The organism is Desulfotignum phosphitoxidans DSM 13687 (genome assembly GCF_000350545.1).
Taxonomy (GTDB): Bacteria; Desulfobacterota; Desulfobacteria; order Desulfobacterales; family Desulfobacteraceae; genus Desulfotignum; species Desulfotignum phosphitoxidans.
In genome coordinates this window covers 1-3,250 of sequence record NZ_APJX01000028.1, presented here as the reverse complement: position 1 = coordinate 3,250, position 3,250 = coordinate 1, and the positions used below count along the sequence as shown (strand labels likewise).

Sequence of the window (3,250 nt, the reverse complement as noted above, 5' to 3'; positions counted from 1 at the left end):
TAAAATTTTAGCGAAAGAGCAAATTGATGAACATTGCCTATGGGCGTATGTTAATTTTAATCTCTATAGCGGGACCGGTGAAAAACTATTGCCATGGGTTGCCGAACAAATCTTAGAGTCTTTAGAGAAAGAACATCCATCCGTCGATATCGACTCATGGGAAATGCTTAAACAGATCTACCATAAAGAATATGAGAGGTTGAGAAGAGGTGTATTATCCCCGATTTGGAAAAAAGATAAAGCCAAATTTGAGGAGAAATTTTCAGAGAGGATTATGACCCTTTATGAAAATACCAGTGATCACTCAATACGAACCTTACAAGCAGCATCAAAAAAATATGGTCGAAGGCCTTTTTTAGTCTTTGATAATGCTGACCAACACGATTCAACTATTCAAAATGATGTTTTTTTGGTTGCTCAAAAGATGGCCCAATCTCTAAATTGTTCATGTTTGATTTCCTTGAGGGAAGAAAGTTATTGGAAAAATAGAGACTTTGGAGCTTTGAGCGCTTTCCACTCTATTTCATACCACGTTCAAGCCCCTCGTTTAGAACAAATAATAGCCAAACGATTCAAATATGCCAAAAAACTTATTTGTGATCAAAGATTACTTGGTCAAGGGGGGAACTCACACAAATTAACTCCGAAAGAGATTGACGAAGTTGTTTCCCTTTTAGCTAAAACAGTTTTAGGAGAAGATAAACGATTTATAGAATTCGCAGAATACTTATGCCCTGGGGAAGTTCGTCGACCTTTAGATTTTTTTGCAAGATTTATGTATTCAGGGCATACAAATGTTAATTCCCTCCTTCGCGCCGTCAGAAAAAACATGGATCTTTTTATTGGTTTTCATGAATTTGTTACAGCCATTATGCTGTGTGATAGGGAATATTTTTCTGAAAGTGCGAGTGATATTCTAAACATTTTTTCAATAGATGGACGAGGAGATGCCAATCATTTTAATAGAATAACCGTAATTGGTAGAGTTCTACGAGATCGAGATAAAATGTCAGAATCAGAAATTGGGCATGGATTTGTTCCAATTCACTCGGTTATAAAAGATTGTGAAATTTTGGGTCTTTTGCCTGAAACTACAACATCAATTATTACTTTACTAATAAAAAGGCGACTATTACAGACAGAGACTCAAATAAGAGAAGACATTTCTAATAGTAATTATATTCGTGCTACAAGCGCATCACTTTATTATTTGGAAAAACTTGTCTATGAATCGGCCTATATAGAATCCATACTCTTTGATACACCCATTGAAAATAAAGAATATTTTGAAACTATCAAAAAACTTTCAAAGCATGCCAATGATAGTGAAGATTCAGGAGAAAGGCTCAATCGTTTAAGGTTCAGGCTTGAAAGGAATAGTGTGTTCATAGATTATTTGATTGATAGATATAATGCTATAGTCACAAAATTCAGTTGGATTCAATAATATCAATCGGTTACAAGCCATCAGAATGCCATACTTGATCATATCCTTATGATTTCTTTACTCATTCTCGTTTTGACCGATAAGAAACAAAAAATGACAAAAATACTGATAATAAAGCATCATGGGCTATATTGCTTGTTAGAAAAAACCAAAATTAGTGCTTGTACTCTGGGCTTGTTTCTGATAAAGTATATATATAATTGGATTAATGAATAATTTTTTCATGGAGCTGAATTCCAGAAGTTTGGATTCCGACCAATCTGCCCAATTGGGATCATCAAGAAAAACGTCCAGAATAATATTGGAATCAACCAGAATGCCGTCCATCAATCCTTCCTTGTCAAGGCCATTATTTCATCGGTTGTCATTCTGACAGTTGCCACACCCCTGAGTTTTCGAAATGGATTATTTCGATTTCCCGGATCTTTCTTTTTTACAATATAGACACGGTCTTTTTCCTCAACAAATGCGATTTCCGTGGCAGGAAGAATTCCCAGTTTTTCACGGATATGCCGGGGGATCGTGACCTGTCCTTTTATCGTCACACGCATGGTCCACCTCCAGTAGGTTGTAATACTTTCATTAGTATTACTTTTCCGGGACATTGTCAAGCGACATCGATCTTTTGCCGGCGTTGCCACTCCAGGGCCACTTCGTTTTCAACTGTAACATTTCAAAGAACCGATCACGCTGCCATTCCATTAATCATAGTCACCGTTTTTTTTTCCTGGTATTGATCTATTTTTTGTTGCCAGGTACCATACATCAGTTACCAATAACCTATAGAGTTTCCAAAGGACGTCATCACCATGATATCGCATCCATCCATCCTTGAACCAGATATCGAAGCCCTTGGAATATTTACCCGTCAGACCCGAGCCTGCCTGGAGAAACCGTTTATTCCTTTGAAAACACGGCTGAATCTTCTCAACACCATCGAAGAAATTCTGAAGGAAAACGATCAGGCCATCTGCAAGGCCATCCAAGCTGATTTCGGAAACCGGTCCTTTCACGAAACCCGGATCCTTGAAATATCCCCCTGCCTGATGGGCCTGAGATATACCCGCAAACGGCTTAAAAAATGGATGAAGCCCCAGCGCCGTGACGTTTCCATGATTTTTTGGGGCGGCAGGAACCGGGTTATTCCCCAGGCCAAGGGCGTGGTGGGCATCATCACCCCCTGGAATTACCCGCTGTTTCTGGCGGTCAGCCCCATGACCAGCGCCCTGGCCGCCGGCAACCGAGTCATGGTGAAACAGGCGGCCCAGTCTCAACATCTGTGCCGCCTGCTTCAGGACCTGTTTTCCTCCAAAATAGGTTCGGAGTACATCCGTTTTCTGCCCGGGGTATCTGCTTCCATTTTTTCCGCACTGTCCTTCAACCACCTGGTTTTCACCGGATCTCCCCGGACAGGAAAAACCGTGATGCAGACTGCGGCCCAAAATCTGGTCCCGGTCACCCTGGAACTGGGGGGCAAGTCCCCGGTAATCCTGGCCGATGATTTTGATATGACAACCGCAGTGAGGCGCATCCTGTTCGCAAAACTCATGAACGCCGGCCAGACCTGCATTGCACCGGATTACATCTTTGTTCCGGAAAACAAAATAGACCGGTTCATTCAAACGGCCAGTAAAGTGGCCCAGGAGCTTTATCCGGACATTGCCTCTCCCGACTATACCGCCATCATCGATCAACAGGCATTCGACCGGCTTATGGATACGCTTGCGGATGCCAGAGAAAATGGCGGCCGGATGATCTCTTTGCTGGACGGGCCGGAAGCCATTCTGGAACACAAAAAAATTT

Annotated in this window: 4 protein-coding genes; 2 read left to right on the top strand and 2 right to left on the bottom strand. The window is 41.5% G+C overall.

What is annotated here, in order from left to right; all coding sequences use genetic code 11:
* Window positions 1-1,447: hypothetical protein (locus tag DPO_RS25630; RefSeq protein ID WP_040012322.1), on the top strand; the 1,447-nt coding region annotated here is incomplete at its 5' end.
* 138 nt (window positions 1,448-1,585) lie between these two features.
* On the opposite strand, the gene DPO_RS23410 is transcribed toward DPO_RS25630, so the two are convergent.
* A complete protein-coding gene (locus DPO_RS23410) occupies window positions 1,586-1,774 on the bottom strand; it encodes a PIN domain-containing protein (protein ID WP_006968866.1) in 189 nt (62 codons plus the stop codon).
* The gene (locus DPO_RS23405) at window positions 1,774-1,998 is read right to left on the bottom strand and encodes an AbrB/MazE/SpoVT family DNA-binding domain-containing protein (RefSeq protein ID WP_006968865.1); all 225 of its coding nucleotides are present in this window, start codon (window positions 1,996-1,998) and stop codon (window positions 1,774-1,776) included. Before DPO_RS23405 ends, DPO_RS23410 begins: the two co-directional genes overlap by 1 nt.
* A gap of 258 nt (window positions 1,999-2,256) precedes the next feature.
* Between DPO_RS23405 and DPO_RS23400 the strand changes: the two genes are divergently transcribed.
* A partial coding sequence (locus DPO_RS23400; RefSeq protein ID WP_051069434.1) for an aldehyde dehydrogenase family protein occupies window positions 2,257-3,250 on the top strand: 994 nt, incomplete at its 3' end.